General features: G+C 62.2%; 22 protein-coding genes. 19 read left to right on the top strand and 3 right to left on the bottom strand.

Annotation, left to right across the window (positions count from 1 at the left end; all coding sequences use genetic code 11):
* Positions 1–57: 57 nt before the first annotated feature.
* The 8 genes from B7O88_RS02820 to B7O88_RS02855 all read left to right on the top strand — a co-directional run bounded on the left by B7O88_RS02820 (position 58) and on the right by B7O88_RS02855 (position 7,865).
* Entirely contained in the window at positions 58–2,322 is a 2,265-nt protein-coding gene (locus B7O88_RS02820) for a chemotaxis protein CheA (RefSeq protein ID WP_088273663.1), read from the top strand.
* A 125-nt stretch (positions 2,323–2,447) separates the two neighbouring features.
* Positions 2,448–3,569 (top strand): protein-glutamate methylesterase/protein-glutamine glutaminase, encoded by a 1,122-nt coding sequence (locus B7O88_RS02825; protein WP_088273664.1) that lies wholly within the window; start codon positions 2,448–2,450, stop codon positions 3,567–3,569.
* A complete protein-coding gene (locus B7O88_RS02830; protein ID WP_088273665.1) occupies positions 3,569–4,309 on the top strand; it encodes a flagellar motor protein in 741 nt (246 codons plus the stop codon). The genes B7O88_RS02825 and B7O88_RS02830 overlap by 1 nt, the downstream gene beginning before the upstream one ends.
* A 10-nt stretch (positions 4,310–4,319) precedes the next feature.
* Positions 4,320–5,153 carry a flagellar motor protein MotD gene (gene motD, locus B7O88_RS02835; protein ID WP_088273666.1) on the top strand — a complete coding sequence of 278 codons (834 nt, stop codon included), beginning with the start codon at positions 4,320–4,322 and terminating at the stop codon, positions 5,151–5,153.
* An 87-nt stretch (positions 5,154–5,240) separates the two neighbouring features.
* Entirely contained in the window at positions 5,241–6,035 is a 795-nt protein-coding gene (locus B7O88_RS02840; protein WP_088273667.1) for a ParA family protein, read from the top strand.
* A 101-nt stretch (positions 6,036–6,136) separates the two neighbouring features.
* The gene (locus B7O88_RS02845; protein ID WP_088273930.1) at positions 6,137–6,901 is read left to right on the top strand and encodes a CheW domain-containing protein; all 765 of its coding nucleotides are present in this window, start codon (positions 6,137–6,139) and stop codon (positions 6,899–6,901) included.
* A gap of 70 nt (positions 6,902–6,971) precedes the next feature.
* Positions 6,972–7,451, top strand: coding sequence for a chemotaxis protein CheW (locus tag B7O88_RS02850; protein WP_088273668.1), 480 nt, complete (start codon positions 6,972–6,974; stop codon positions 7,449–7,451).
* 3 nt (positions 7,452–7,454) lie between these two features.
* Complete coding sequence (locus B7O88_RS02855) at positions 7,455–7,865, top strand: DUF2802 domain-containing protein (RefSeq protein ID WP_088273669.1); 411 nt, start codon at positions 7,455–7,457, stop codon at positions 7,863–7,865.
* Positions 7,866–7,878: 13 nt separating this feature from the next.
* Here the strand turns inward: B7O88_RS02855 and B7O88_RS02860 are convergent, their stop codons facing one another.
* Both B7O88_RS02860 and fliK read right to left on the bottom strand, forming a co-directional pair.
* Positions 7,879–8,202 (bottom strand): EscU/YscU/HrcU family type III secretion system export apparatus switch protein, encoded by a 324-nt coding sequence (locus B7O88_RS02860; protein WP_412779051.1) that lies wholly within the window; start codon positions 8,200–8,202, stop codon positions 7,879–7,881.
* Complete coding sequence (gene fliK / locus B7O88_RS02865; RefSeq protein ID WP_160003130.1) at positions 8,202–9,914, bottom strand: flagellar hook-length control protein FliK; 1,713 nt, start codon at positions 9,912–9,914, stop codon at positions 8,202–8,204. Before fliK ends, B7O88_RS02860 begins: the two co-directional genes overlap by 1 nt.
* 168 nt (positions 9,915–10,082) lie before the next feature.
* On the opposite strand from fliK, the gene ccmA reads away from it, so the two are divergent.
* From ccmA to B7O88_RS02915, 10 genes are all read left to right on the top strand, one after another.
* Positions 10,083–10,721 carry a cytochrome c biogenesis heme-transporting ATPase CcmA gene (gene ccmA / locus B7O88_RS02870; RefSeq protein ID WP_088273672.1) on the top strand — a complete coding sequence of 213 codons (639 nt, stop codon included), beginning with the start codon at positions 10,083–10,085 and terminating at the stop codon, positions 10,719–10,721.
* Positions 10,721–11,395, top strand: a complete 675-nt coding sequence (gene ccmB / locus B7O88_RS02875) for a heme exporter protein CcmB (RefSeq protein ID WP_088273673.1) — start codon at positions 10,721–10,723, stop codon at positions 11,393–11,395. The genes ccmA and ccmB overlap by 1 nt, the downstream gene beginning before the upstream one ends.
* A 19-nt stretch (positions 11,396–11,414) precedes the next feature.
* Positions 11,415–12,158, top strand: coding sequence for a heme ABC transporter permease (locus B7O88_RS02880; RefSeq protein ID WP_088273674.1), 744 nt, complete (start codon positions 11,415–11,417; stop codon positions 12,156–12,158).
* Positions 12,155–12,322, top strand: coding sequence for a heme exporter protein CcmD (gene ccmD, locus B7O88_RS02885; protein ID WP_088273675.1), 168 nt, complete (start codon positions 12,155–12,157; stop codon positions 12,320–12,322). Before B7O88_RS02880 ends, ccmD begins: the two co-directional genes overlap by 4 nt.
* Positions 12,322–12,780, top strand: a complete 459-nt coding sequence (ccmE, locus tag B7O88_RS02890) for a cytochrome c maturation protein CcmE (RefSeq protein WP_088273676.1) — start codon at positions 12,322–12,324, stop codon at positions 12,778–12,780. Before ccmD ends, ccmE begins: the two co-directional genes overlap by 1 nt.
* 10 nt (positions 12,781–12,790) lie before the next feature.
* The gene (locus B7O88_RS02895; RefSeq protein WP_088273677.1) at positions 12,791–14,764 is read left to right on the top strand and encodes a heme lyase CcmF/NrfE family subunit; all 1,974 of its coding nucleotides are present in this window, start codon (positions 12,791–12,793) and stop codon (positions 14,762–14,764) included.
* On the top strand, positions 14,764–15,312 hold the full coding sequence (locus tag B7O88_RS02900; protein ID WP_088273678.1) for a DsbE family thiol:disulfide interchange protein: 549 nt from the start codon (positions 14,764–14,766) through the stop codon (positions 15,310–15,312). The genes B7O88_RS02895 and B7O88_RS02900 overlap by 1 nt, the downstream gene beginning before the upstream one ends.
* Entirely contained in the window at positions 15,309–15,791 is a 483-nt protein-coding gene (locus B7O88_RS02905; protein ID WP_088273679.1) for a cytochrome c-type biogenesis protein, read from the top strand. The genes B7O88_RS02900 and B7O88_RS02905 overlap by 4 nt, the downstream gene beginning before the upstream one ends.
* Entirely contained in the window at positions 15,784–16,986 is a 1,203-nt protein-coding gene (gene ccmI, locus B7O88_RS02910; RefSeq protein WP_160003131.1) for a c-type cytochrome biogenesis protein CcmI, read from the top strand. Before B7O88_RS02905 ends, ccmI begins: the two co-directional genes overlap by 8 nt.
* 104 nt (positions 16,987–17,090) lie before the next feature.
* Positions 17,091–17,453, top strand: coding sequence for a SpoIIAA family protein (locus tag B7O88_RS02915; protein ID WP_160003132.1), 363 nt, complete (start codon positions 17,091–17,093; stop codon positions 17,451–17,453).
* An 18-nt stretch (positions 17,454–17,471) separates the two neighbouring features.
* Here B7O88_RS02915 and B7O88_RS02920 read toward each other — a convergent pair whose 3' ends face one another.
* Positions 17,472–18,788 (bottom strand): MFS transporter, encoded by a 1,317-nt coding sequence (locus B7O88_RS02920; RefSeq protein WP_088273682.1) that lies wholly within the window; start codon positions 18,786–18,788, stop codon positions 17,472–17,474.
* A gap of 170 nt (positions 18,789–18,958) precedes the next feature.
* Between B7O88_RS02920 and smc the strand changes: the two genes are divergently transcribed.
* A complete protein-coding gene (smc, locus tag B7O88_RS02925) occupies positions 18,959–22,453 on the top strand; it encodes a chromosome segregation protein SMC (protein WP_088273683.1) in 3,495 nt (1,164 codons plus the stop codon).
* Positions 22,454–22,523 lie beyond the last annotated feature (70 nt).

Raw genomic sequence — 22,523 nt, forward strand, 5'->3', positions numbered from 1 at the left:
GAAATTCAAGGCGGCATTGCGTGGCCTTCCGATAACACGCCCGAGGGGAGTGGGTGCATGAGTTTCGATGCGGATGAAGAGATTCTCCAGGACTTTCTGGTCGAGGCCGGCGAGATTCTCGAGCAGTTGTCCGAACAGTTGGTCGAGCTGGAAAACCGGCCCGACGACATGGATCTGCTTAACGCTATCTTCCGCGGCTTTCACACCGTAAAGGGCGGGGCCGGCTTTCTCCAGCTGGATGCCCTTGTTGCCTGCTGCCATATCGCCGAGAACGTATTCGATATTCTGCGCAAGGGCGAACGTACCGTCACGCCCGAGTTGATGGATGTCGTTCTTCAGGCGCTGGACACGGTTAATGGCATGTTTGCCCAGGTGCGAGAGAGCGAGGAGCCGACTCCTGCTGCGCCTGCTCTGCTGGATGCGTTGGCCGCCCTGGCTCAGCCCGCCTCGGCGGATGAGGTGACAAGCGAGCCGCCTGCTGTAGAAGAGCCCGAGCCTGAGCCGGAGCCCGAGGCAGGTCCGACTGACGCTGCGGCATCTGCCGCTGCCGAGGGTGACATCACCGACGATGAATTCGAGCAGTTGCTTGACGCCCTGCACGGTGATGGCAGTGCGGCTGCCGCAGCCTCTGTTGCTGCTGCGCAGGCAACGTCCGCCGCTGGCGCGGATGAGATCTCCGATGATGAGTTTGAGGCCCTGCTGGATGAACTACATGGCCCGGGCAAGGCGCCGGCAACTGCGGCAGGCAAGCCGGCATCCGCTGAATCGTCCAGGCCGGCGTCTGACGGTGACGACATTACCGACGATGAATTTGAGGCGCTGCTTGATCAGTTGCACGGCAAGGGTGCCGCCCCCGGTGTCAAGGAAGCACCTGCTGCTGCACCGGAGACGTCGGCTGTCGACAGTTCCGATGACCATATCACTGACGACGAATTCGAAGCGCTGCTTGATCAGCTCCACGGCAAGGGTGCTGCCCCCGGTATTGCTGACGCCAAGGCCGACCAGTCCGAGACTGCCAAACCTGCTGCACAACCTGCTGCCAGCAAGCCGGTAACGCCCGCTGCGCCCAAGGCTGCAGCGAAGCCGGCGGCCAAGGCCGCAGCACCCGCACCGGCACCGGCCAAGTCGGCTGCACCCGCCGAGGCGCCGGCTGCCGACACCACGGTGCGTGTCGATACCGCTCGGTTGGATGAAATCATGAACATGGTCGGTGAACTGGTGCTGGTGCGGAACCGCCTGGTGCGTCTGGGTCTGGCCAGTGGTGATGAAGAGCTGGGCAAGGCCGTTGGCAACCTGGATGTGGTCACGGCCGACCTGCAGATGTCGGTCATGAAAACGCGCATGCAGCCGATCAAGAAGGTCTTCGGCCGGTTCCCCCGGGTTGTTCGCGATTTGGCGCGCAACCTCAAGAAGGAAATCAATCTTGAGCTGATTGGTGAAGAGACCGATCTGGACAAAAATCTGGTTGAGGCGCTGGCCGATCCGCTGGTGCACCTGGTGCGCAACTCGGTAGACCACGGTATCGAATTGCCGGACGAGCGTGAAGCCGCTGGCAAGCCGCGGACGGGCAAGGTGGTGCTGGCTGCGCAGCAGGAAGGTGATCATATTCTGCTGACCATCGTCGACGATGGTCGTGGCATGGACCCTGAAATCCTGCGGGCCAAAGCGGTCGAGAAAGGCATGATGGACAAGGACGCAGCGGACCGTCTCAGCGACGCCGAATGCTTCAATCTGATCCTCGCGCCGGGTTTCTCGACCAAAACGGAAATCTCCGACGTCTCCGGCCGTGGTGTCGGCATGGACGTGGTCAAGACCAAGATTTCCCAGCTCAACGGCACGATCAGCATCGAGTCGACCAAAGGGCAGGGCTCGCGGATCGCAATCAAGGTGCCTCTGACCCTGGCCATCATGCCGACCCTGATGGTCATGCTGGCCGACCAGGCGTTCGCGCTGCCGCTGGTCAGCGTCAACGAGATCTACAGCCTCGACCTGTCCCGCACCAACGTGGTGGACGGTCAGGAGGTGATCATCGTGCGCGAGAAGGCCTTGCCGCTGTTCTATCTCAAGCACTGGCTGATGCCAGGAGTGGAAGATACCAGCGATCATTCGGCGGCAAGTGTGGTGATCGTGTCGGTGGGTACCCAGCGGGTCGGCTTTGTGGTCGATCAGCTGGTTGGTCAGGAAGAGGTTGTCATCAAGCCGCTCGGGCGTATGCTGCAAGGTACCGCCGGAATGGCCGGGGCAACCATTACCGGCGACGGTCGTATTGCCCTGATTCTGGATATTCCGAGCCTGCTCAAGCGTTATGCGCGACGCATGTGATAGCCTGCTTCGGGACGCGTCGAGCGCCCCTAAAAGGCTTAAGCAAGTGTTGTCTGCGGGAAGCTGCAAGCCCGCCAAAACAGTTATGAATCAGTTCATGTGCAGGACGCAGGTCAGGAGAGGGTATGGCGGTTAAGGTTCTGGTGGTCGACGATTCGGGTTTCTTTCGCCGCAGGGTGACGGAGATTCTGGCCGGCGATCCGCAAATCCAGGTAGTCGGTACTGCCAACAATGGTCGTGAGGCCATCGAGCAGACATTGGCGCTGCACCCGGATGTGATCACCATGGACTACGAGATGCCGGTCATGGACGGCATTGAAGCCGTCCGGCAGATCATGCAGCGCTGTCCGACGCCGGTGATCATGTTCTCCTCGCTGACCTACGAAGGCGCGCGCGTCAGCCTGGATGCGCTTGACGCCGGTGCGGCCGATTATCTGCCGAAAAACTTCGAGGACATCTCGCGCAACCCTGACAAGGTACGTCAGATGCTGTGCGAGAGGGTTACCGCCCTGGCCCGAACCAACCGTCGCTCGCTCGGTCTGCACTCCACCCCGTCGCCCGCTGCTGCCCCCGCACCCGGACTGGCCTCGCGCCCGGCTTCGGGTTTGTCGAGCAGTGCCCCTGCGCGCCCGACCGCTGCACCCGCACCGTCGGCACCGGTGAAAAACAGTCCGGCCCCGCGCAAGCGGAGCTACAAGCTGGTGGCCATTGGTACCTCGACCGGGGGGCCGGTGGCGCTGCAGAAAGTACTGACCCAGCTGCCGGCGAATTTTCCTGCTCCGTTGCTGCTGGTCCAGCATATGCCGGCTGCCTTCACCAAGGCGTTCGCCGAGCGGCTGGACAAGCTGTGCCGGATTTCCGTCAAGGAGGCTGAGGACGGCGACGTGCTGCGTCCCGGCCGGGCGCTGCTGGCACCGGGAGGCAAGCAGATGATGGTGGATTCGCGCGGCGTTGTGCGAATTCTGCCCGGTGATGAGCGCCTGAACTACAAACCGTGTGTGGATGTGACCTTTGGTTCGGCCGCCAAGGCTTTCCAGGATAAGGTGCTGGCGGTGGTTCTCACCGGTATGGGGGCTGATGGGCGTGAGGGCGCACGCATGCTCAAGCAGGCCGGCAGTTCGGTCTGGGCCCAGGACGAAGCCAGTTGCGTGATCTACGGTATGCCGATGGCTGTTGCCAAGGCTAATCTGGCTGATGGCATCTATAACCTGGATGAAATCGGTCGTTATCTGGCTGAGCTCAGCTGATGGATATCCTCAGCGTCATCGGCGTCATTCTGGCGTTTGTCGCTATCATCGGTGGTAACTACCTCGAAGGTGGTCACGCTACCGCGCTGCTCAACGGTCCGGCAGGCCTGATCGTCATTGGTGGCACCCTGGGTGCTGCATTTATCCAAACGCCGCTGACCGTGTTCAAGCGGGCGCTGGCGATTCTGCCCTGGATCATCTTTCCGCCGGCCAACCGTATGCGTGAGGGTATCAGCCAGGTTATCAACTGGAGCACCATCGCACGTAAGGAAGGGCTGCTCGGGCTGGAAAGTATGGCCGAGCTGGAGCCTGACAACTTTGCCCGCAAGGGCTTGCAGCTGCTGGTTGACGGCAGCGAGCCCGAAGCGCTGCGCAGCATCATGGAAGTCGATCTGGTCAACAAGGAACACGGCGACCTGATGGCGGCCAAGGTTTACGAATGCATGGGTGGCTACGCACCGACCATTGGTATTATCGGGGCGGTGATGGGGCTTATTCATGTGATGGGCAATCTCGCCGACCCTTCGCGGCTGGGTGCCGGTATTGCGGTTGCCTTTGTTGCCACCATCTACGGCGTGGCGCTCGCCAACCTGTTCATGCTGCCGGCTGCTGCGAAGCTCAAGGCGGTGGTGCTGCAACAGTCCAAATACCGCGAAATGCTGCTCGAAGGCCTGATGTCGATCGCCGAGGGCGAGAACCCGCGGTCGATCGAAATGAAGCTTGAGGGCTTTCTGGATTAGAGGTTGAACGATGCGCCGATCCAGACCGGAAGAGCAAGAGAATCACGAGCGTTGGCTGGTGTCCTACGCGGACTTCATTACCCTGCTGTTTGCCTTTTTTGTCGTCATGTACTCCATTTCCTCGGTCAACGAGGGCAAGTACAAGGTGTTATCCGATACGCTGGTCGGTGCCTTCAACCAGCCGCAACGCTCGGTCGACCCGATTCAGATCGGCACGGAGCTGCCGCGCGGCGTTACCCGTGAGAATAACGACGCTACCGGTGCCGGCAGCCCTGACGGCAGCAGCGATGCCTTGCAGGATATCACCGCCGCGATGACAGCAGCCTTCGGCGATCTCATCCAGTCCGGTGAGCTTGAGGTTCGTGGCAACGAGATGTGGATCGAGATCGAGCTGAGTTCGGGGCTGCTGTTTCCCAGCGGCGATGCGCTGCCCCTGGATTCCGCCTTTGACCTGATTGATCGGATCGCGACGATTCTTGAGCCCTATGACAATCCAGTGCATGTTGAGGGCTTTACCGACAATATTCCGATTCGCTCCAGTCGTTATCCGACCAACTGGGAATTGTCTGCTGCCCGGGCAGCCAGCGTTGTGCGCATGCTCAGCAATGGCGGAGTCAACCCTGACCGGCTGGCTGCGGTAGGCTATGGTGAATTCAGGCCTGTCGCCGATAACACGACGGCGGCTGGCCGCAGGGCTAACCGCCGGGTGGTGCTGCTGGTGTCACGCTTTCTTGACACTCGGCACGAGCAGGTCGCAGAACCTGACGAGCGTATTGATGTGATGCGTGAAGCGCGTACGTCGCCGGCTTCTGGCACGGCTCCTGCATTGGACGCTCTGCAATAGCTAAAATAGACGGCGGGCTGTCAGAATGTTGGCGTTTCATTATTTTTGCGGGATGCGCAGCGGTACCGGCATCCTCGGAGGCAGGGTATGAGAGTCTGGGCGGTAGCCAACCAGAAGGGCGGGGTGGGCAAGACCACGACAGCCGTCGCGCTGGCGGGCCTGCTTGCAGATCAGGGCCAGAAGGTATTGGTCGTGGATCTCGACCCGCACGGCTCGATGACCAGTTATTTCGGCCAGGATCCCGACCAGCTGACCAGCAGCGTTTTCAATCTGTTTCAGCACAACGGGCAGGTGCCCGAGGGGCTTGCGGCCGCATTGCTGAAAGAGACCTCGCATCCCAATATCGGTCTGTTGCCCTCAAGCACCTCGCTGGCGACCCTGGAGCGTCAGTCGGCCGCGCAGGGCGGGTATGGTCTGGTGATCTCCCGAGCGCTGGCGCAACTGTGGAACGACTACCAGTTCGTCATTATCGACAGTCCGCCACTCCTCGGCGTGTCGATGATCAATGCACTGGCGGCGTGCGAACAACTGATTATTCCGGTACAGACCGAGTTCCTGGCACTCAAGGGGCTTGAACGGATGGTGCATACCCTCAACATGGTCAACCGCTCGCGCAAGCAGGCGTTGCCTTACACCATCGTGCCCACGCTGTTTGACCGCCGTACCCAGGCGTCACTCAATACCTTGCGGCTGCTGCGTCGCGACTACGCGGAGCATCTGTGGCAGGCGTACATTCCGATTGATACGAAACTGCGCGACGCCAGCCTTGCGGGCGTGGTGCCATCGCAGCTTGATCAAAATGCCCGTGGGGTGCTGGCTTACCGGGCGTTGCTGCGGTTTTTGCTGGCCCAGTCGCTCAATCGCCGTGAGCAGGTGGCGTGAGAACGGGCTACCGGGTTCGCTAATGCTTTGCCTTGGCGCGCCGATAACCAATACAGGCCGTTACCTATGGGGTGACGGCAATGCGAGACGATCTGGTTGTTATGAGTAAACCCTTGTTGCCGGTTCAGGAGTTCGTGCCCGAGCAGACCATTCAGCATTATCTGGATGCCCTGCTGCAGGACGCGGCTGATGAGCTGGCCCGTGCCGAACAGGAAAGTATTGCGCCGGCTCCGCAGCCCGAGGTTGCCGAGCCTACGCCGCTGCGAGGGCTGGAAAAGTCGGAGCCTGATCGGCCTGTGACCAGGCCTGCGCCGTCGGTGGTAGAGGCGCGCGAAGAGCCCGATCCGATCGCCGCCGAACCCGTAACGCCGGCCAGGTCAGTACCGCAGTGGCGGGAACAGCCTTTCGAAGCGCTGCTGTTTGATGTGGGCGGGCTCAAACTGGCGGTGCCACTGGTGCTGCTGGGTACCATTTACCCGCTGGAAGATGAAATTACCCCGCTGTTCGGTCAGCCGGACTGGTTTCTCGGTATCCTCGCCACCCAGGCCGGCAATATCAAGGTGCTGGACACGGCGCGCTGGGTCATGCCCGAGCGCTACACGCCGGAGCTCAAGGACAGTCTGTCCTTTGTGATCTCGGTTGAAGGTTACGATTGGGGTATGGCCGTGCACGGCGTACAGCAGTCGATTCGGCTCGCGCCGGAACAGATCAAATGGCGCTCACAGCAGGGCAAGCGACCCTGGCTTGCGGGTACCGTGATTGATCACATGTGTGCGCTGCTGGATGTGTCTGCGCTGGCCGAGCTGATAGTGGGTAACGCAGGTTCTGCTGCAGCTGGTAATGCCGCGGCGCCAGCATTAGGATGAGCGGGTAGGGTGGCGTTGCCGAGTGACGCGCTCGAGCCCTGGACTTAAATGATGATCGGGAAGCAAGACAATGAAGAATAATTCGGGACAAGGTGCTGAAGATCCGATCCTGCAATGGGTGACCTTCCGGCTCGACAACGAGACCTACGGCATCAATGTCATGCAGGTGCAGGAAGTACTGCGACACACCGAGATCGCCCCTGTGCCGGGTGCGCCCTCCTATGTGCTGGGGATCATCAACCTGCGTGGCAATGTGGTGACGGTTATTGATACCCGTCAGCGCTTTGGCCTGAGCCCGGCCCCCATCACCGATAACACTCGCATCGTGATCATCGAGGCAGACAAGCAGGTTGTCGGCATCCTGGTCGACAGCGTGGCCGAGGTGGTGTACCTGCGTCAGTCCGAGATCGAGACGGCGCCGAATGTTGGTACGGATGAGTCGGCCAAGTTTATTCAGGGCGTCTGCAACAAGAACAACGAGCTGCTGATTCTGGTCGATCTCGAGAAGATGATGACCGAGGACGAGTGGGCAGAATTGTCGGGATTCTGACAGATGAATGAGCCCTGGCTGCTGCTGGTGGTGGGCGGTGTGGTCGGCCTGTTGCTGGCCGCGCTGGTCGGCCTCATTGCGCTGTTCGTTCAGGTGCGTCGCCTGCCGACTCTGCAGCAGCAACTGGACGTTCGATTGCAGGCGCGGATGGACCAGCTGGTACGGGATCTTGCCACCTTCCAGCAGGGCAGTATCCGCATGGGGGAAGAGCTGACTGCGCTGCGCCAGCAGGTCAAGCGACTCGAAGACAAGCAGCTAAAGCTTGAGCAACAGGACCCCCAGGCGATGCCCTATAACCAGGCCGCCAGGCTGGTTGGCATGGGCGCGAGTATTGAAGATCTGACCCAATCCTGCGGTCTGTCCAAGGCCGAGGCCGAACTGTTCGTCAAACTGCACGCCTCGCGCCAGGGCTGACCTCGACGCCAGGTTACTGCTGCTCCTTGCGTTCCAGCTGCAGTGGTTTTTCCTTACCGGCATCTGGGTCGAATCCCGCCGGCCGCTTCCCTTTTATGTACCAGGCAAAGGCAATGATTTCAGCGATCGTCCGGTACAGGGCTTCGGGTATCTGATCGCCCAGCTCCATGCGTGCCAGCATTCTTGCCAGTTCGGCGTTCTCGTAGATCGGTACTTCGTACTGCATTGCCAGGTCAATGATCTGTTCTGCCAGATCCCCTTCGCCCTTGGCGGTAATGGTCGGTGCCTGTTCTCCGCCGTCATAGACCAGCGCAATCGCTTCTCGGGATGTGCTCATCAGGTTACCTCGTCGATCCAGCCTTGCTGTACCGGCTGGCGTGGTGGCGGTGGTGTGCCCCGGTGGCAGCTCAGCTCGCCGACATCCAGCCCCTTGGCCAGCAGTCGGTCGCGCAGGGCGCCGATTTCACTGTTGATCAGGCCCAGTGTTTCCTGCCGCTCTGCCCACAGCTCGCTGCTGACCTTGTCATTGCGCAGACGGGCAATTGCCTGCATGTTGCCCAGGTGATCCAGATTGAACGCCAGCCTGACTTCCCATATCGGCACCGGTTCCGGCTGACGTGGTGTTGGCGCCGGTGCGTCGCGCTGGATGCGGACCTGCACATGGTTGAACTGCTGGCCGTCGCGCAGGGGGATTTCAAGCTGCCAGGTTGTCTGGCTGCTGCCGTCCGAGAAGGTTTGGGTTTGGCCCATGCTCTGCAGTTGATGGTGCTGAATACGCGATAGCAGCGCTGCGGTAAGGCGCAGCAGGCTGCCCAGATCGCTGGTTTCGCCCAGTGCCTGCAGGGCGCGGGCGGGCAGGGGGAAGAGGCCAGGCTTGACGATTACGCCTTGCTGCGCCAGCTGCATTGCCTGTTGCCATGGTCCGGTCGGCGTCTGCGGTGGAGTCAGGGCCGAGCCCGGTAGCTGTTGCTGCAGGGTAACCAGCAGGCTGACCAGCGCCCCCTTGAAGTCTGCACCGGCCAGCGGCTCTGTTGCGCGTGGTGCGCTCAGGCTGGCCAGCAGCGGCAGCAGCTTGTCGAGTGCGGGCAGGGCCGGCCTGGCAGCGTCACCGGGTGAGGTAACCGGCGCCTTGCCGTCCGGGTTGAGTTCGCCAGCCTGTTGTCGGCCCATGATATCGGCAAGACGTGCCAGGTTGGCTTCCAGAAAATTGCCGCTCTGGGCCACCGCATTGGCGACGCCGGTCGCAGTCATCAGTTGCGGCGCATCGACAATCTGCTTCAGTACGTTGGCAACAGCCAGTTGCAGTGCCGGCACGGCCGGCAAGTCGCCTGGCGATGCCGCCAGCGAGGCCAGTCGCGTCAGCAGTAGTTCTGATGAAGCCTGCTGCTGGAAGGCGGCGCGCAAGCCTTGCAGCAGATCGGCCTGGCGGACCTGCTCGCTGCTGCTGAGCACGCGCAATTCGCCCTGGCTGCCAACGGTTGCGTTGAGCAGGGTGCCGGGCTCGACCGGGCGCGTGCTGTTAATGTTCAGCAGTGTCTGTTGGGCGCTCTGCTGGACCAGTTGGGCCACCAGCTCGTAGCGCGCAGCCTGGCTGGTGGTGGCTGGAATCGTTTGCTGGCTGATTACCCGCGCCTGGACCGGGGAGCCGGCCGGAAACTGCGCCGGATCAAGGCGGGTCAGCAGCTGGGCATTTTGTGCGTTGACCTGCTGTACGACTGCCATCAGCTGGGTTTGGGCCACCGCCTGGACCACCATGCGGGTTCCGGTTGCAAGCGGCTGGTTGCTGCTGGCAGGCAGGGTGGTGGTGCCGCTCATGTCCTGCTTGACGATCTTCAGCAGCAGATCGAACTGGCCGCTTGCATTCGGTTTGGCGCTGCTCTGCACGACATCCGCGTCAGCCTGATCGCCGCCCAAAACCTGCAGTGCGTCAATTGGACGCAATAGCTGCAGCGCCACCATTATGGCGTCGGCAGAACGCGCCGGCGCAGCACTGGTGCTGCCGGTTGGCGGGGTGTTGCTGGTCGGTGGCAGGCGAAAGTCGGGGCTCATGCTGTCACATGTTGACGTAAATCGAGGTCCCCCGCAAAAGGGGGGCATGTATAATGGCGCCGCTGGAAAACAGGCGCTCCCGCAGGTCTTGCTGGCTACAGAGTATAGCGGCAGACGGGGCGGGATCATTAATTAGCCGCTACCACCCAGGTAGCGTTCGGAGCAGCGGTGGCAGCTGAGCAGATCGACATCATCGACCTGGCTTGTGAGCGGGATGAGCGTGAGCTCTTTGCCCGGCTGGACTGCTGTCTTCAGGCAGGCGACGTATTGCAGGTCGCCGGCCCCAATGGTGCAGGCAAGACCAGTCTGCTGCGTATTCTGGCTGGCCTGATGCCTGCCTCGGCCGGTGATATTCATTATGCTGGCCGATCTATCCTGGGTGGCAGCGGGCGCGAGTTCTGGCGCCGCCATTTGCTGTTTCTTGGTCACGCCACGGCGGTAAAAGCGACCCTGAGCGCAGAAGAGAATCTGTCCTGGCTTTGCGCGCTCGACCAGCCCGTCGACCGTGAGGCGATCTGGGATGCTCTGGCTGCGGTTGGCCTGCGCGGCTATGAAGATGTGCCCTGTCGGCAGATGTCCGCAGGGCAGCAGCGTCGCGTAGCGCTGGCACGATTGCGGTTGCAGACCGCCAAGCCGGTCTGGGTGCTGGACGAGCCCTTTACCGCGCTGGATCGGGCGGCAGTGCAAGTGTTGGAACAGCAGATTCTGGCATTTGCCCGCGACGGTGGCATCGCGGTGCTGACCACCCACCACAGTCTGGACCACCTGAATGAGGTTCGGCGGCTGGATCTGGGGCGGGTTTGCTGATGGGTAGCGTGCTCTGGCAACTGCTGCGCCGAGAATGGCAGCTGACCTGGCGGCGCCCCGGCGAGGTGCTCAATCCGCTGGTGTTCTTTGCCATGGTTATAACGCTGTTTCCGCTGGCGGTCGGCCCCGAGCCGGCGCTGCTGCAGCGCATGGCTTCGGGTGTGATCTGGGTGGCGGCTTTGCTGGCGACCCTGTTGTCGCTGGATGGGCTGTTTCGCAGTGACTTTGAGGACGGCTCGCTGGAGCAATGGGTATTGTCTCCCCATCCCCTGACACTGCTGGTGCTGGTCAAGGTGCTGCACCACTGGCTGATGTGTGGTGTCATGCTGGTGCTGTTGACGCCGGTGCTGGGCATGATGCTGGCTTTGCCCTGGTCGGTGATCCCGGTACTCTGTGCCACGCTGCTGCTCGGTACGGCTGTACTGAGCCTGCTTGGAGCCATCGGTGCGGCGCTGACGGTAGGGTTGAAGGGCGGCGGCAGCATGCTGCTGGCATTGCTGATACTGCCTTTGTATATCCCGGTGCTGATTCTCGGCACCGGCGCCATGGATGCGGCATTGCAGGGTTTGCCGGTGCAGGGTTACCTGCTGTGGCTGGGCTGCCTGGCAGTGCTGGCATTGAGTCTGGCCCCGCTGGCAATCGCTGCGGGCCTGCGAATCGGGGTTAGCGAATAATTGCGGAGTTGAACGGCGAATGAGCTGGACGTTTTTCCACAAACTGGGCTCGCCCAAATGGTTCTATGAGATCAGCGGCAAACTGATGCCCTGGATCGCTGCCTTCAGCCTGCTGGCACTGGTTGTCGGCAGCGTCTGGGGTTTGGTGTTTGCCCCGCAGGATTACCAGCAGGGCAACAGTTTCCGCATCATCTACATCCATGTGCCGGCGGCGATTCTTGCCCAATCCTGCTACATGATGCTGGCGGTAGCTGGCGTCGTTGGCCTGGTCTGGCGCATGAAACTGGCGGATGTCGCACTGCAGTGTGCGGCGCCGATCGGGGCCTGGATGACCTTTGTTGCGCTGATCACCGGGTCAATCTGGGGCAAGCCGACCTGGGGTACCTACTGGGAGTGGGATGCGCGACTGACGTCTATGCTGATCCTGCTGTTTCTGTACTTTGGCATCATTGCCCTGCGCATGGCGATCAGCAATCGTGATACCGCAGCCAAGGCGACGTCGGTGATGGCCATTGTCGGCGTGATCAATATCCCGATCATCAAGTACTCGGTCGACTGGTGGAACACCCTGCATCAGCCTGCCACCTTCACTATTACCGAGAAGCCGGCCATGCCGCCGGAAATGTGGCTGCCGCTGCTGGTTATGGTACTGGCGTTTTACGGGCTGTTTACGCTGAATCTGTTCATGCGCATGCGGCTGGAAATCCTGAAGCGCGAGCACAAGACCCGTTGGGTACGTGATGCGCTGGAGAACAATTCATGAGCGACCTGGCGACCTACTTTGCCATGGGTGGACATGGCCCCTACGTCTGGACTGCCTACGGAATTACGGCTGCAGTTCTGATCCTGTTGTTCCTCACCCCGATGATCGGACGTCGTCGGCTGGTGCAGGCCGAAGCACGCCGTCGTCGGCGAGAGGAATCCTGATGCATCCCGCACGCAAGAAACGCCTGATTCTGATTTTGCTGGTTCTGCTGGGAGTAGGGTCCGCCGTGGCGCTGGCCCTGACTGCCCTGCGCGAAAACATCAACCTGTTCTACACCCCGACCCAGATTGCCGACGGCGAGGCACCCCAGGGTGCGCGCATTCGTGCTGGTGGCATGGTGGTCGAGGGCAGCGTCGAGCGCTCGACCGACTCCCTCGATGTCCGCTTTGATGTATCCGACGGTGCCAAGGCTGTGACCATTGCCTACAGTGGCATCCTGCCGGATCTGTTCCGTGAAGGGCAGGGCATCGTCGCGCTGGGTCGCATCAACGCCGATGGCGTGCTGGAGGCCGACGAGGTGCTGGCCAAGCACGATGAAGAGTACATGCCGCCCGAAGTGGCCAAGGCGATGAATGACGCCATGGCCAACAAGGCCGCCCAGCAGCCGCAAGCGGAATAAGGGGTAAAGCATGATTCCTGAACTTGGGCAGATTGCCCTGATCATTGCGCTGTGCCTGTCGGTTCTGCAGGCAACAGTGCCGCTGTATGGCGCCTGGCGCGGCGATGGCATGGCCATGGGGCTCGGTCAACCGGCGGCCGCGGCGCAGTGTCTGTTCGTGGCCATTGCCTTTGGGTGCCTGGTCCACGCCTTTGTGGTTGACGACTTCAGCGTGACCTATGTTGCGCTCAATTCCAACTCGGCACTGCCCTGGTATTACAAGATCAGTGCGGTTTGGGGTGGTCACGAGGGTTCTCTGCTGCTGTGGGCGCTGATTCTGGCCGGATGGACCTTCGCTGTTGCCATTTTTTCCCGCGACCTGCCCGAAGAGATGCTGGCGCGGGTGCTGGCGGTGATGGGCATGATCAGCGTCGGCTTCCTCTGCTTTATGCTCATTACCTCCAACCCCTTCGACCGGCAGCTGCCGTTCCATCCGGTCGACGGCAATGACCTGAATCCGCTGCTGCAGGATTTCGGCCTGATCGTCCACCCGCCGATGCTCTATATGGGCTATGTCGGCTTCTCGGTGGCCTTTGCCTTTGCCATCGCGGCGCTGCTGGGCGGTCGCCTTGACGCCGCCTGGGCCCGCTGGTCGCGGCCCTGGACCATCGTCGCCTGGGCATTTCTGACCATCGGTATCGTGCTTGGCTCCTGGTGGGCCTATTACGAGCTCGGCTGGGGTGGCTGGTGGTTCTGGGATCCGGTAGAAAACGCGTCATTCATGCCCTGGCTGGTGGGTACTGCACTGATCCACTCGCTGGCGGTGACCGAAAAGCGCGGCGTGTTCAAAAGCTGGACCGTGCTGCTCGCCATCGCGGCCTTCTCGCTGAGTCTGCTGGGTACCTTCCTGGTACGCTCCGGCGTGCTGACCTCGGTGCACGCGTTTGCAACCGATCCGGAGCGCGGCGTGTTCGTGCTGGGCTTCCTGCTGGTCGTGGTTGGTGGTTCGCTGCTGCTGTATGCCCTGCGTGCGCCGGTAGTGAAGAGCCAGATCGGCTTTGCCTGGAACTCGCGTGAAGCGCTGCTGCTGGTCAACAACGTGGTGCTGGTGGTATCGGCGCTGATGGTCCTGCTCGGCACCCTGTACCCGCTGATCATGTCGGCGTTCGACACCCTGGTGTCGGTTGGCCCGCCGTACTTTAACGGCATGTTCCTGCCGTTGATGGCGATTCTGATGGCTGCCCTCGGTGTCGGCATCCTCAGCCGCTGGAAGCAGACCCCGATGGACTGGCTGGTTGGCCAGCTCAAGTGGGTGCTGGTGCTGGCAGCCGTGGCTGCAGTCGCTATCGCCCTGTGGATCGGTGCCCACCAGCTGGCGGTCGGCAGTCTGCTGCTGCTGGTCTTCTGGGTGTGTGGCGCCAGTGTGCGTGACATCCTGCACAAGAGTCGCAACAAGGGGCTGGTCGCCGGTGTTCGTGCGTTGCCGCGCAGCTACTGGGGCATGACCCTGGCGCATGTGGGTATCGCGGTCTGTGCCGTTGGTGTGGTCGGTGCCAGTCTGTTCGACAATCAGCGTGACCTGCGCATGGCGCCGGGTGACGCCCTGGATCTGGGCGGCTACACCTTCGTATTTGATGGCGTGCGCCACCGTGAGGGGCCGAACTGGGTGTCCGATCAGGGCACAGTCAGTGTCTATTCCGGCGACCGCCTGCTGACTACGCTGCATCCGGAGAAGCGCCTGTACCGGGTGAAGAATCAGGTAATGACCGAGGCGGGCATTGACGCCGGTTTTACCCGCGACCTGTTCGTTGCCATGGGCGAGCCGCTTGAGGGTGATGCCTGGGCGATGCGGGTTCATATCAAGCCCTTTGTGCGCTGGATCTGGCTGGGCGGCCTGATGATGATGGCTGGTGGCCTTCTGGCAGCCAGTGACAAGCGCTACCGTCTCAAGGCGCGCCAGCGCGCCGACAAGCCGGCCAGTCGCGTTGCCGGGGAGCCTGCCTGATGCGTCGTCTATTGCTGATTGTGCCGTTGCTGCTGTTTCTGGTGCTGGCCGGCTTCTTCCTGCAGAGCCTGATGACCAAGGAAGAAGGCGTGACCGAGCTGGAGCTGCCGTCACCGCTGTTGAACAAGCCGTTCCCGACGTTTGATCTGCCATCGGTGATCGACGGCGAGCCGCGCATTACCCAGGCTGATCTCAAGGGCCCGGCGCTGGTCAACATCTGGGCGACCTGGTGTGTTGCCTGCCGCGTCGAGCATCCGGTGCTGAACCGTCTCGCTGCCGAAGGCGTGGTGATCTACGGGGTCAACTACAAGGACACCAATGCAGACGCGATCAAGTGGCTGAAGGACTTTCATAACCCCTATCAGTTGAACATCAGCGATGCCGATGGCCGACTCGGGCTTGATCTGGGCGTTTACGGCGCACCGGAAACCTATCTGATCGATGCCAACGGCGTGATCCGTCACAAGTTTATCGGCGTGATTGACGAACGGGTTTGGGACACCGACCTGGGCGCGCGTTATCGGGCGCTGGTGGAGGAGGCCAAATGAGCCGACGACTGCACTGGCTTGTACTCGGGCTGCTGCTGATGGCAGGCGGCGTTGGGGCGGCGGTGGATACCTTCGAGTTCAGCTCGGAGCAGGAGCGTGATCGCTTCTACGCCATCGGTTCCGAACTGCGCTGCCCGAAATGTCAGAACCAGAATATTGCCGACTCCGATGCGCCGATTGCGGCTGACCTGCGTCAGGAAGTGTTTCGTCTGCTGGAGGACGGGCGCAGTGACGACGAGATCGTCGACTACATGGTCGCCCGCTATGGCGAGTTCGTTCGCTACAAGCCGGCTCTGAACCGCGATACTGCGGTGCTCTGGTTCGGGCCGCTGGCGTTCCTGCTGGTCGGCGTGCTGGCCGTGGTCTTACTGGTTCGCCGCCGGCAGCGGGCGGTGAATGAATCCTCTGATGCCGGTCTGTCGCCGCAGGAGCAAAAGCGGCTGGACGAACTGCTCAACAAGAAGAGCCAAGATGACTGATTTGTGGTTGGGAGCCGCCGCCCTGTTGCTGGTTGCGGCCGTGATGATGCTGTGGCCGCTGCGCCGGCGCCAGCGGATGGATCGGGTGGATCGTACCGCCCTGAACGTGGCCCTTTACGAGGAGCGCGTCGCCGAACTGGAAGCGCAGGCGCGTGCGGGGGATCTGAATGAGGCGCAGCTTGCTGCCGCCAAGGGCGAGGCCAGCCGGCTGCTGCTTGAAGACACCGCCGCTGCCGACGCGCGGCAGGCGCCACTGACCCGCCAGTTCACCTGGCTGCTGATCATCGCCGTTCTGGTACTGCCGCTCGCCGTGCTGGGGCTGTATCGCCAGTGGGGCGCGGCCGATGGCCTGGCGCTGTACCGCGAAATGCAGGCCACCCCCCAGGTGGATTCGCTTGAAGCGCTGATTGATCGCACCCAGCGGGTAGTGCAGGTGCAACCCGAGAACGGTGAGGCCTGGTACATGCTGGGGCGTGCGTATATCAGCGCCCAGAACCCGGAAAAGGCGGCCGATGCCTTTGGCAATGCGCTGGCGCGTCTGGGTGAGCAGCCCGAGGTATTGGCCCAGCTGGCCCAGGCACGTTATTTCGCCAACGGCAACAAGCTCGATGCCGAGTCTGCGCTGGCGCTGGACAAGGCCATCGAGCTGGACCCGCAGCAGCCTACCGCGCTGGGCCTGCTCGGTATCGCCGCCTTTGAGGCGGATGACTTTGCCGGTGCCATTCGTTACTGGCAGCAGTTGCAGCAGGGCATGGCAGCGGACAGTCCCGGCGCACAGGCCATTCAGGGCGGTATTGACCGTGCCCGTCAGCGCATGATCGATGCCGGCCAGACACCGCCGGAAGCGCCAGTGCTGCTGGCGGTCAAGGCGCAGATCAGCGTTGACCCGGCGCTGCGCGCCAGCCTGCCGGATAGCGCCAGTGTTTTTGTGTTCATCCGTGAGCCGAACGGCCCGCCGATGCCGCTGGCGGCCAAACGTCTGACCCTGGCCGAGCTGCCTCTGGAACTGAGCCTGAGTGAAGCCGATGCCATGCTGCCCGGCGTCAAGCTGAGCGCAGAGCAAGCACTTGAGCTGGTCGCGCGGGTATCGCTGGATGGCGATGCGCGCAGCGGTACCCATACCGGCAGGGTCGACGACGTTCGCGCCGGCTCCGAGCAGGTGTATCAACTGGTCATTGATCAGTCCGTCGAGTAATTCTGTCCAGGCTCCCGGCTGTCCGGCCGGGAGTCATGCCCCGTTTCCTGTTGTCCAATTTGGCATGGCCCTGCCACGGGCCGGTCATACAGGAGGCGGTCGCCATGTTCACCCTGATTCCCTTCGCCAACGACAAGGTGTTGGGCTTTCGCATCGAAGGCAAGATCACCGGCGAGATGCTGGAGCAGATGCTTGCGGTAGTTGAAGCCAAACTGCAGGAACACCCCAGAGCGCGGATCTATGTCGAAATGCCGGCCTTTGAGGGTATGTCGGTTGAAGCCCTGTACAAGGATCTGAAATACGGCATCAGTCACTGGAACCGTTTCGAGCGCGAGGCTGTTGTAACGGATCAGCGCTGGCTCGAAGTGATGGTTGGCCTGGCTGACCGTCTGATTCCGGGCGTCGAGGTAAAGGTCTTTCCGACCAGTGAGGCAGCTGCCGCCCGCGACTGGATTCAGGCCCTCTGATTCAGTCCTGCTGTGCTTTCAGCCCTGTTGTACTTCGGGTAGCGTGGTTGCCAGCAGCGCGCCAAGCAGGCCGATGGCCGAGAGCAGCAACAGCATGCCTGCCGCGCCGATCAAACCGCTGAGCAGGCCGAACAACCCGGTGGCAAGCAGGATCAGGCCAATGACGCTGTTGCCGACCGAAACATAGTCCGTACGTTTGTTGCCGCCGGCCATGTCCAGTACATAGGTCTTGCGACCGACCCGCACGCCGGCGTGGGCAATACCGAGCACGAAGAACGCCAGCGGAAACAGCCAGGCATGCAGCGCGTCGGGCAGGTTGGCCCAGCGATCAACAGCAATCACCAGCGGCCCCAGCAGGCTCGCCAGCAGCGCGGCGCGAATCAGCACCTGACGACTCGACGCATCCGACATCCGCCCCCACACGCCCGCGCTCAGACTGCTGGCCAGGCCGTTGGCAACCAGAAAGGCACCCAGCATGCCAAAACCGCTCTCCACATCTCGGGCAAGTACCACGTAGTAGGGCGCCGACAGCGCCGAACACAGCAGCAGCGCCCGGGTGACAACAAAGCGCCGGAAGGGTGCGTCGTCGCGCAACAGGCTGATGTTGCCGAGCGCGTGGCTGAAGGCGTTGCCGCCGCCCTCGGTCGCACCGGGGGCCTCGTCGATGCGCCGGTAAACCAGCGCCGCGAGCATCCAGAGCAGTGCTGCGCCGATCAGCAATGCGGCGTAGAACAGCATATCGTCGTCATTTGGCGGATAGATCAGGCAGTAGACCCCGAAGGCCAGAGCCAGCCACCCGGACAGGCTGGTCGCCAGGCCGTTAAGCCGGCCTCGGCGGGTCTTGGGGACGGTCTTGCCGATCACATCCTTGCTGGCCACCGAGCACAGCCCACGGGCCAGACTGAAAACGATCAGGCAGGCAATGATCAGCCCGCCCGCCAGCGCCCCCTCAAAGAACCACGCCACCGCGCCCATGGCCAGCAACGCCGCTGCCTGCAGCAGGCTGCCGCATACCCAGACGCCGCGCCGATAGGGCAGGCGACGAATCCAGGCGGCGATCAGCAGTTGCGGCAGCATTGAGCCGGACTCGCGAATCGGCACCAGCCAGGCGATCAGCGCAACCGGCGCACCGACCACGCCGAGCAGCCAGGCGAGGGTGGTTTTCGGGTTGGTCAGGGTGTCGCCCAGGCTGGTCAGGGTATTGGCCAGCACCTGCAGAAAGAAGTTTTGCGGCACGTCCGAGCAGGCTGAGTCGGGGATGTCCTTGCAGACCCGGGCGTCTTCTTCGTTCATGATTTTGCTGTAGAGACTGTCGAGGCGAGGTTCTGCGGCCATGATCGTTCCGGTATCCCTGTATGGTGCGGCGCTGAAAGTGTGCCGCAAGCGGCTGCATCAGGCCAGCGAATTGCCCCAAGGGGCTTCTCATGGGCGCGCAGACCGGGTAAAAATGCGGGTTTGCTGGTCGGTTCGACCTGCGACACGGCAGTGCAAGGATATGCCCCTCAATGCGACTCAAGTGCATCAAGCTGGCCGGCTTCAAATCCTTCGTTGATCCAACGACGGTCTACTTCCCGACCAACATGGGCGCGGTGGTCGGGCCGAACGGCTGTGGCAAGTCCAATATCATCGACGCGGTGCGCTGGGTCATGGGCGAAAGTTCGGCCAAGAACCTGCGTGGCGAGTCGATGACCGACGTCATCTTCAACGGTTCCAACTCGCGCAAACCGGTCGGCCAGGCGTCTATCGAACTGGTGTTCGACAACAGTGACGGCACTTTGCAGGGCGAATACGCCGGTTACAACGAGATATCCATTCGCCGCAAGGTCACCCGCGAAGCGCAGAACCAGTATTTCCTCAACGGCACCAAGTGCCGCCGCCGCGACATTACCGATATCTTCATGGGCACCGGCCTCGGGCCGCGCAGCTACTCGATCATCGAGCAGGGCATGATTTCCCGCCTGATCGAAGCCAAGCCGGAAGACCTGCGGCTGTTTATCGAAGAAGCTGCCGGTATCTCCCGCTACAAGGATCGCCGCCGCGAGACCGAGAATCGCATTCGCCGCACCCACGAGAATCTGTCGCGCCTGACCGATCTGCGCGAGGAGCTGGAGCGCCAGCTCGCGCATTTGCATCGGCAGGCGCAGGCGGCCGAGAAGTACAAGGAATACAAGGCTGAAGAGCGGCAGCTGAAGGCGCAGCTGCAGGCGCTGCGCTGGCAGACGCTGAACGAGCAGGTGGGCCAGCGTGAGCACCGGGTACGCGACCTTGAGGTGGCGCTGGAGGCGCTGATTGCCGAACAGCGCAACGCCGACAGTGAGATCGAAAAACAGCGTGATCAGCACAGCGACCTGACCGAGACCTTCAACCGGGTACAGGCCCAGTATTACAGCGTCGGTGCCGATATCAGCCGCATCGAGCAGATTCTGCAGTTCAACCGTGATCGTCAGCGTCAGCTGCACAGCGACATTGAAGAAACCGATCAGGCCTGGCAGGAAGCGCAGAGCCATCTGACCCAGGACGAAGCCCTGCTGGCAGACCTGCAGGCGGAGCTCGATGGCATTGAACCCGAGCTGGAGATGGCCGGCGCCGCCGAAGAAGACATCGCCATCACGCTGCAAAGTGCCGAAGACTCCATGCAGAACTGGCAGAGCGCTTGGGACCAGTTCAACCAGCGCGCGGCCGAACCGCGTCAGCAGGCCGAGGTGGAGCAGTCGCGCATCCGTCATATGGAGCAGTCGGTCGAACGGCTCGGCGAGCGCATCCAGCGCCTGGAAGACGAACGCAGCGGGCTGAACGCCGGCTCGCTGGATGACGAATTGGCCGAATTGGCCGAACAGCTGGCCGAGCTGGAGCTGCGCAGCGAAACGGATCAATTGAAGCTCGCCGACGTCAGTGAACGCCTGCAGCAGGATCGCGAGACACTGAACGCCCTGCAGCAGGAACAGGATATTCACCGCGGTGAACTGCAGCGTGGCAGTGGCCGTCTGGCTTCGCTTGAAGCGTTGCAGCAGGCAGCCCTGGCCAAGGGCAGCGACGTCGGTGACTGGTTGGCAGGCCAGGGCGTACAGGGCCACGGCCTGCTGGCCGAGCAGCTGCAGGTCGAGAGTGGCTGGGAGCGTGCGGTCGAGGCGGTATTGGCGGATGATCTGCAGGCCATCGCGCTGGATGATCTTGATCAGCTGGACGTCGCGCTGGCCAGTTTCGAACAGGGCAGCGTGCGTCTGCTGCAGCGCGGCGGCGAGTCGGTCAGCGCACCTGGCAGCCTGCTGGACAAGGTCAGCAGCGGTCTGGACTTGAGCCCCTGGCTGGCCAGCATTCGCCCGGCAGAAAGTCTGGCGCAGGCGCTGAGCGCGCGCGCGACCCTGGCCGCGCACGAATCCTTTATTACCCGCGAAGGCCATTGGGTGGGTCCCAACTGGTTACGGTTCCGCCGTGGCGAGGCCAGTGAAACCGGCGTGTTGGCCCGTCAGCAGGAGATGGAACAGTTGCAGGCCAGCCTGGATGAGCAGCAGGCCGCGCTGGAGTCGGGGCAGGAGAAGGTCGATCAGTTGCGTGAAGCGCTGCGTCGCCTGGAGCTTGAACGTGATACGTTGCAGCAGACGCTGGCTGGTACCGGTCGTCAGCAGGGCGAACTCAAGGCGCAGTGGTCGGCGCGTCAGGTGCGTCTCGAGCAGATCAACGCCCGCCGTCAGCGCATCAGCGAAGATCTGGAAGAACTCAAACGCCAGCGCAGCGACGAACTGGAGCAGATCGGTGAAGCTCGGCTGACTCTGCAGGCGGCGCTGGACAGCATGGCCGAAGACACCGGCCGGCGTGAAGAATTGCTGCAGCAGCGTGATCTTGCGCGTGAAACCCTGGACCTCGCCCGCCAGCAGTCCCGTCAGCAAAAAGACCGTGCCCATCAACTGGCGCTGCGCGCGCAGTCACTCAATGCGCAGTTGAAAAGCACCCGGCAGGGGCTGGAACGGCAGCAGGTGCAGGCTGAGCGGCTGTCCGAGCGCCGTGAGCAGCTGCGCATGACGCTGGAAGAAAGTCAGGCGCCGGAAGATGACCAGCGCATCGAGCTGGAAACCCTGCTGGAGCAGCGCATTGCGGTCGAGCAGGAGCTCAGCGCGGCCCGTCAGGCGCTGGAAGGGGTCGACCAGCAAATGCGCGCGCAGGAAACTCGCCGCGTGCAGGCTGAGCAACAGGCGCAGGTGCTGCGCACCCAACTGGATGAACAGCGGCTCAACGCCCGCGATCTGCAAACCCGCCGTCAGGGTCTGCAGGAGCAGTTGACCGAGGCCGGTTACGATCTGCACGGCGTGCTGGCAACACTGCCGCAGGGCGCTAACGAAGGCGATTGGGAGCAGCAACTGGCGCAGTTGGATGCGCGTATCCAGCGTCTGGGCGCGATCAACCTGGCGGCCATCGAAGAATACGACCAGCAGTCAGAGCGCAAACGCTATCTGGATGCGCAAAATGCCGATCTGGAAGAAGCGCTCAGTACGCTTGAGCAGGTTATTCGCAAGATCGACCGGGAGACCCGCGCTCGCTTCAAGGAGACCTTCGACAAGGTCAATCAGGGGCTGCAGACGCTGTTTCCCAAGGTGTTTGGCGGCGGTCACGCCTATCTGGAGCTGACTGGCGATGACTTGCTCGATACCGGCGTTGCCATCATGGCGCGCCCGCCGGGCAAGAAGAACAGCACCATTCACCTGCTGTCCGGCGGAGAAAAGGCGCTGACGGCGATTGCCCTGGTGTTCTCTATCTTCCAGCTCAACCCGGCACCGTTCTGCATGCTCGACGAGGTGGATGCGCCGCTGGATGACGCCAACGTCGGCCGTTATGCGCGTATGGTGAAGGAGATGTCGGCGCGGGTGCAGTTCATCTACATCACCCACAACAAGATCGCCATGGAAATGGCCGATCAGTTGATGGGGGTCACCATGCATGAACCAGGCTGCTCCAGGCTGGTCACAGTGGATGTGGAAGAGGCGGCTGCGTTGGCGGCAGTGTAGTTTTGATGGCGGCCGTGCTAGCATCCGGCCAGACGAGAGGCGGACAGTCAACCGCCCGATCAGCAAAGTG

Origin of the sequence: Halopseudomonas aestusnigri, from assembly GCF_002197985.1 — a bacterium.
In the GTDB taxonomy this organism is placed as follows: domain Bacteria; phylum Pseudomonadota; class Gammaproteobacteria; order Pseudomonadales; family Pseudomonadaceae; genus Halopseudomonas; species Halopseudomonas aestusnigri.

Excerpts from the sequence above, each read along its gene's own strand:
- B7O88_RS02820 (WP_088273663.1), top strand. The coding sequence starts at position 58 with ATGAGTTTCGATGCGGATGAAGAGATTCTCCAGGACTTTCTGGTCGAG.
- B7O88_RS02825 (WP_088273664.1), top strand. The coding sequence starts at position 2,448 with ATGGCGGTTAAGGTTCTGGTGGTCGACGATTCGGGTTTCTTTCGCCGC.
- B7O88_RS02830 (WP_088273665.1), top strand. The coding sequence starts at position 3,569 with ATGGATATCCTCAGCGTCATCGGCGTCATTCTGGCGTTTGTCGCTATC.
- motD (WP_088273666.1), top strand. The coding sequence starts at position 4,320 with ATGCGCCGATCCAGACCGGAAGAGCAAGAGAATCACGAGCGTTGGCTG.
- B7O88_RS02840 (WP_088273667.1), top strand. The coding sequence starts at position 5,241 with ATGAGAGTCTGGGCGGTAGCCAACCAGAAGGGCGGGGTGGGCAAGACC.
- B7O88_RS02845 (WP_088273930.1), top strand. The coding sequence starts at position 6,137 with ATGAGTAAACCCTTGTTGCCGGTTCAGGAGTTCGTGCCCGAGCAGACC.
- B7O88_RS02850 (WP_088273668.1), top strand. The coding sequence starts at position 6,972 with ATGAAGAATAATTCGGGACAAGGTGCTGAAGATCCGATCCTGCAATGG.
- B7O88_RS02855 (WP_088273669.1), top strand. The coding sequence starts at position 7,455 with ATGAATGAGCCCTGGCTGCTGCTGGTGGTGGGCGGTGTGGTCGGCCTG.
- B7O88_RS02860 (WP_412779051.1), bottom strand. The coding sequence starts at position 8,202 with ATGAGCACATCCCGAGAAGCGATTGCGCTGGTCTATGACGGCGGAGAA.
- fliK (WP_160003130.1), bottom strand. The coding sequence starts at position 9,914 with ATGAGCCCCGACTTTCGCCTGCCACCGACCAGCAACACCCCGCCAACC.
- ccmB (WP_088273673.1), top strand. The coding sequence starts at position 10,721 with ATGGGTAGCGTGCTCTGGCAACTGCTGCGCCGAGAATGGCAGCTGACC.
- B7O88_RS02880 (WP_088273674.1), top strand. The coding sequence starts at position 11,415 with ATGAGCTGGACGTTTTTCCACAAACTGGGCTCGCCCAAATGGTTCTAT.
- ccmD (WP_088273675.1), top strand. The coding sequence starts at position 12,155 with ATGAGCGACCTGGCGACCTACTTTGCCATGGGTGGACATGGCCCCTAC.
- ccmE (WP_088273676.1), top strand. The coding sequence starts at position 12,322 with ATGCATCCCGCACGCAAGAAACGCCTGATTCTGATTTTGCTGGTTCTG.
- B7O88_RS02895 (WP_088273677.1), top strand. The coding sequence starts at position 12,791 with ATGATTCCTGAACTTGGGCAGATTGCCCTGATCATTGCGCTGTGCCTG.
- B7O88_RS02900 (WP_088273678.1), top strand. The coding sequence starts at position 14,764 with ATGCGTCGTCTATTGCTGATTGTGCCGTTGCTGCTGTTTCTGGTGCTG.
- B7O88_RS02905 (WP_088273679.1), top strand. The coding sequence starts at position 15,309 with ATGAGCCGACGACTGCACTGGCTTGTACTCGGGCTGCTGCTGATGGCA.
- ccmI (WP_160003131.1), top strand. The coding sequence starts at position 15,784 with ATGACTGATTTGTGGTTGGGAGCCGCCGCCCTGTTGCTGGTTGCGGCC.
- B7O88_RS02915 (WP_160003132.1), top strand. The coding sequence starts at position 17,091 with ATGTTCACCCTGATTCCCTTCGCCAACGACAAGGTGTTGGGCTTTCGC.
- B7O88_RS02920 (WP_088273682.1), bottom strand. The coding sequence starts at position 18,788 with ATGGCCGCAGAACCTCGCCTCGACAGTCTCTACAGCAAAATCATGAAC.
- smc (WP_088273683.1), top strand. The coding sequence starts at position 18,959 with ATGCGACTCAAGTGCATCAAGCTGGCCGGCTTCAAATCCTTCGTTGAT.